Genomic DNA, 5001 nt, shown 5'->3' with positions numbered 1-5001 from the left:
TCGACAATCATCTGTCGCCCAAAACCAGAAACACCTGATGCCAACAAGCATGCACCGTTATGTGCCCAGCCTTGCCTCAGAAGCCATTGATAGAGCTACCGATCTTGACTTCGGGGCACATAAGAAAACGGGGCACAAAAGATCCACAATCACCCGTCGGGTGATCCGACGCCGTCCGAGGCTGATCTCAGCATGACCAAGGAGATCCAGAAGGGCTGCAAGTATCTCGGCCTGACGCTGCATGACCACATCATCGTGGGTGCCGGAACGGAGCTGAGCCTGCGGGCCCTCGGCAAGCTCTGATGGTGCCGGCAGACCTGCCGCCGCCCCTTCGAGGAAGAGGGCGGCGGTTTGGTCTGTGACGGATGAGGCGGGGAGAGAGGCTTCCCGCGCCGTTGGAGATATGACCATGTTTGACCTTCCCCTGCCGATCCAACCGAGCGCGCGCCCGATGGGTCCTGGCGCAAATGGCCCAACTGTCGCTCCTGATCCCAGCCTGCCTTTCGCGCTGACGCGGATGCACCGGACGCCTGCAGCCCTGATGTCGGGCGCCGCTGCCCCCGTGGTCGTTGAGCGTTTTGCGACGCTGGCCGATGCCATGCAGGGGGCGTTTGAGCTTGCGGAGGACAACGGCTCCGATGCAGCGCCGCAGCTTCTGGCCATCCTTGATTACGACCAGCGCCTGGTTCTTGCCGGGGCCGCCAGTCATGGCGCTGTGGCTTGGTGCCACCCTGTCGCCAATGCTCTTGAGGCGCGGGCCGTCGTGACCGAGGCGGTTCAACTTCGCGCCCAGGCTGGCCGTGCCACTGACTGGCACGAGCCTGAACTGGCGCAGCGGCTGCGTCACCGTGCCGATCTGCTGGATGCCCGCCTTGTCGACCCGCTCTGGCGCGCTTTTGCCGCCCGCGCGCTGCAGATCGCGGCGTGACGCCCGAGAGACAGAGGAGGGCTGGGAAGGGTTTGAGCCTTCGGGGGGCAGAGGAGTGCGCCACCCGGGGGTCTTTCCCGACTGGTGTCAGAAGGTGCGACGAGGATCGCAGCCGACATGCCATTGATCGATGCGCCTTATCGCGACTGGGTGGAAGCGGCCCGTCGCCTGGCGGAACTTATATATCGCTTCAATGAACTCAAAGCCGCAGATGCTGCTGGCCTACAGGAGCAGGTTCGGACGTTGCAACTTAACGCCGATGCGCGGCTAAAGGAGTGGGTGTTTCGGCACTTCACAGACTTGCCTTCGTTGCCCGTCGCGAAAGCGCCTGTGATGGTGCACCATGTGCCAAGATATTTAGCTATGCGCCGCAGCTCTGGTGAAGATCGAATTGCTCTCGTTGTATTTGATGGCTTGGCACTGGATCAGTGGGTCCAAATCCGTGAGGATCTGTCTGCGAGAGTTTCTGAATTTTCTGTAGATGAAGGTGCGTGTTTCGCGTGGTTGCCGACACTGACTTCCATCTCTCGCCAAGCGCTTTTTTCTGGTCTAAAGCCTCGCGAATTCCAGAGTTCGATGGGCACGACGGCGCAAGAACCATCACTCTGGTCGAAATTTTGGCAAGAGAATGGACTGAGGAGGCCCGAAGTCACCTATCAAAAAGGGCTCAAAAGATCCGAACAATTGGCGGCATTAGAGGAAACTCTGTCAAGGCCTACGACAAAAGTGGCTGGCATCGTTGTCGATATGATCGATGAAATCGTGCATGGCGCAATGCTGGGTAAACGTGGGATCGCTGGACAAATTCGCGATTGGTGCGAAACTGGTTTCATTGAAGAGCTGTTCACCATGCTTAGCCAGCATGGGTACCATATTTACCTGACAGCAGACCACGGCAACGTTGATGCAGAAGGTATTGGGCGGCTCAATCAAGGCGTTGTATCCGAAATGAAGGGTGAGCGAGTTCGGGCTTACCGCAGCGAGGATCTTGCTTCATCTGTTCCGCCGGAAATTGACGCCTTCCAGTTCGGAAAAACAGGACTGCCATCAGATTTCTTGCCGCTGTATGCGGAAGCGCGGGGTGCTTTTGTCCCCGCAGGCCATCAAATTGTCGCGCATGGTGGGATGTCTGTAGAAGAACTGATTGTCCCATTCGTAAAGATCCGAATGAAGAAAGAAGAGAATGCAACCTAAAGCGCCCCAGATCGGCTTTGATCGTTTCATCCGCCTTGATTGGGCCGCGGCCGCTTTGCGGGTAAGGTCGGGTGCTGCGGACATTGGCGAGCTCGATCAGATACTCACGGAAGCTCATGCCGGGCCGGAAGCGAAGAAGAAGACACGGACTGTCTTGAACCGTCTCTGGCTTGAACCGCGCGAGGAGGTCGTCGGTTTGGCGGATAGAGGGGTCGACATCTTTGCCAGGGTTCCGAATGCACAAGTCGAAGTGCTGACCTGGGGGATGGCCATCGCAGTGTATCCCTTCTTTGCAAAGGTTGCCGAAATCGTCGGTCGACTGACGGCCATTCAAGGCGATTGCACCACCGCTGAAGTACATAGGCGGATGGCGGAGATATACGGCGAGCGAGAAGGCACTCGTCGCATGACCAACATGGTCCTACAGTCGCAGGTCGACTGGTCCGTGCTTAGCAAAAGTGAGAATGGCAAAACGCTGACGCGGAAGCCCTCAATGGCAGTCCAAAGCCCGGAGACGGTTCAGTGGCTTTCCGCGGCACTGCTTATGCATGTGGGACGCCCTTTGGGTCTTGATGGACTTGCGGGTCAGCCGACGATGTTCCCGTTCTCGCTTGGTGACAATCTTGGCTATTTGCTTTCGTCGTCTGATGCTCTGGAAGTGAGAGCAGACAGTGCAGGAACCCGCATCGTCGGTCTGAAGGATCGCCAGGGAGCGTGATCTGCTGGCTCTTGGCGTGCAGATCTATTTTACGGGCGGCTGATCACTGGGCTTGCTTCGTTCGGATTCGAACATCAACCAATACCGCGTATGCCGCCGCTCCCCGGTCCGGTTCAGCGCGCCCATCTCGACCAGGTCCTGCAGATCCCGAGTTGTAGTCGCGCGCGATGTGCCAGTGATGGCGATGTAATTCTCGGCGCTGAGCCCGCCCTTGAACCCCTCGGGCCCCTCTCGGAACATGCGCTCGATCACCTTGGCCTGCCGGTCGTTCAGCCGATCCCGGAACTGGTCGTAGAACTTCGCCTTTGCGATGAAGAAGGCAACCCGCGTCAGTGTGACCTGCTGCGCGTTCAACACCGTCTCGCCGAACCACAGAAGCCACGCGGTCACATCCAGCGTTTTCTGGTGGGCTTCGAGGTGGTCGTAATACCCCTTTCGGTCGCGTTCGATCGTATAGGCCAGCGCGATCAGGCTCGGCTGGCCTATGTTCTGGGCGAGGGACTTTTCCGCCAGGGCGCGGCCGAGACGGCCATTGCCGTCCTCGAACGGATGGATACTCTCGAACCACAGATGCCCAAGTGCCGCGCGCGTCAGCGCGGGCAGTGGCGTGGACCCCTCTGGCGCCGTGCGGTTGAACCAGTCGACGAACACGTCCATTTCGCCTTGGACTTGCGCCGATGGCGGCGCTTCGAAATGCACCGTCTGTCGGTCAATGCGGCCGGAAACGATCTGCATCGCGTCGTCATGCCGACGGTACGCACCGATCGTCTCGAGGCCACGGTCATGGGACAGGAGCATACCGTGCCAGTGAGAGAGCGTGTCGTGGCTCAGAGGGGCTGCGTGGTTCGAGTATACATCGACCATCATTTCGGCGATGCCCTGCTCGCGGGGTTTTGATGGTGCGCCCTCCGTGGTCAGTCCGAACTGCCGCCGCAACGAGGACTGGACACTGGACCGGTCCAGGACCTCGCCCTCAATTGCGCTCGTCCGCATCGCCTCCTCACTCAGAAGCTCGATGCGCAGCCGGTCGCGCTCCTCGCCTGTCACATGGCGGACCGCACCAAGGATTTCGCCTGAGGACAGCAGAAAGCGCCGTTCGAGTGGCTCGATCGCAGCGCGGTCATAGCGGAAGTTCGGCCAGTCGGGTTGTGTCCAGTTCCAGCGCATGAGTTATAGAATCCCTTTCTATAGCTCACTATGTGGCAAATAGATGATTTATGGAAGTGGGTTCTATGCACCACCAACTGGTCCAAAGGTTGGACACATCTCCATCTAACGGCCCGGATCAGCCGTAGTGTATCCGATCGGACAGAGGTCAGGCGGCGTCGCTTATTGGTTCGTAGCGAACCTCGGCCAAAGCATCGTCCAGCCACGCGGGCTGTAGATCGCCATTGTTCCATTGGTAGAGGAAACCCACCAGATTGTCGGTCTTCTTGCAGAGGATGCGCATGATCGGTTCGCCGGTGAGGCGGGGTTGCCACTCCCCCCTTTCCGGGCCATCGCAGCGATCACCACGAGATTGTCGTTCGGCATAAGTGGAGCCCTCTCAAAAGTGGTGAAACGATACAAAGATGTTGCCATGTCGCTAACCTCCGTGTGCGACGGCGTCAAGCAGAAGACGGGATACGGGCTCCCTCAGGCGGAATGCGGGGCGCATGGTGCATTGCGCAGGGAGCGAAAGACACGCTGCACACGGCACCGGGTGTCCTCCCTTCTGCGCGATGCGTTCCCCAGATGGCGCGCGACATTCGACATGGGCCATTGTCCGCGTCGCAGTAAACGCGACGCATCCCGCACTAAACGTGTGCCATCCGGCACCACGCGCGATGCAGGCGGCACATGCCATCGGGCACTCGCCAGAAGACGTGCTGCAGGGCGCGCAAAACGCGGTCCAAAGGACGCGATGTGCGGTGCAGCGAACGCGATGCGCGGTGCAGCGAACGCGAGACGCGCTGCATTTGCCAAAGGACGTCAAATCGGCCCGTGAGGCCGATTTTCTACATTGAGTACAAGCCCTTGCTGCCTTCTCCGCTTGTGCTGGGAGAAGGCGGGCTTGTACGAAGTTGGCAAGAAATAGGAACGTATACTTCACATGGGCAGCAGTCGCAGACTGACCGATCAGGAGCGCCGTCAGATCGTTCGGGAACGGGCGAAAGGCGTC

At 59.2% G+C, this 5001-nt stretch carries 7 protein-coding genes; 5 read left to right on the top strand and 2 right to left on the bottom strand.

Features of this window, described 5'->3' with window-relative positions:
- The 5 genes from Q7J44_RS18875 to Q7J44_RS18855 form a co-directional block, all read left to right on the top strand.
- A partial coding sequence (locus tag Q7J44_RS18875; protein WP_304882605.1) for a hypothetical protein occupies nt 1-196 on the top strand: 196 nt, incomplete at its 5' end.
- Complete coding sequence (locus Q7J44_RS18870; RefSeq protein ID WP_238991819.1) at nt 193-303, top strand: JAB domain-containing protein; 111 nt, start codon at nt 193-195, stop codon at nt 301-303. The genes Q7J44_RS18875 and Q7J44_RS18870, both read left to right, overlap by 4 nt.
- Nucleotides 304-409: 106 nt before the next feature.
- Nucleotides 410-928, top strand: coding sequence for a DNA repair protein RadC (locus tag Q7J44_RS18865; protein ID WP_209273920.1), 519 nt, complete (start codon nt 410-412; stop codon nt 926-928).
- Nucleotides 929-1012: 84 nt separating this feature from the next.
- Nucleotides 1013-2122 carry a BREX-3 system phosphatase PglZ gene (pglZ, locus tag Q7J44_RS18860; RefSeq protein WP_304882599.1) on the top strand — a complete coding sequence of 370 codons (1110 nt, stop codon included), beginning with the start codon at nt 1013-1015 and terminating at the stop codon, nt 2120-2122.
- Complete coding sequence (locus Q7J44_RS18855) at nt 2112-2840, top strand: hypothetical protein (protein ID WP_304882597.1); 729 nt, start codon at nt 2112-2114, stop codon at nt 2838-2840. The genes pglZ and Q7J44_RS18855 overlap by 11 nt, the downstream gene beginning before the upstream one ends.
- 24 nt (nt 2841-2864) lie before the next feature.
- Here Q7J44_RS18855 and Q7J44_RS18850 read toward each other — a convergent pair whose 3' ends face one another.
- Together Q7J44_RS18850 and Q7J44_RS18845 are read right to left on the bottom strand one after the other, a co-directional pair.
- Entirely contained in the window at nt 2865-4007 is a 1143-nt protein-coding gene (locus tag Q7J44_RS18850; RefSeq protein ID WP_304882595.1) for a Fic family protein, read from the bottom strand.
- A gap of 148 nt (nt 4008-4155) precedes the next feature.
- Complete coding sequence (locus Q7J44_RS18845; protein WP_304882594.1) at nt 4156-4290, bottom strand: hypothetical protein; 135 nt, start codon at nt 4288-4290, stop codon at nt 4156-4158.
- Nucleotides 4291-5001 lie beyond the last annotated feature (711 nt).

Origin of the sequence: Pseudotabrizicola sp., from assembly GCF_030656345.1 — a bacterium.
Classification (GTDB): Bacteria; Pseudomonadota; Alphaproteobacteria; order Rhodobacterales; family Rhodobacteraceae; genus Pseudotabrizicola.
The sequence above is the reverse complement of the archived record's forward strand: the minus strand, read 5'-3'. Positions and strand labels throughout refer to the sequence as shown.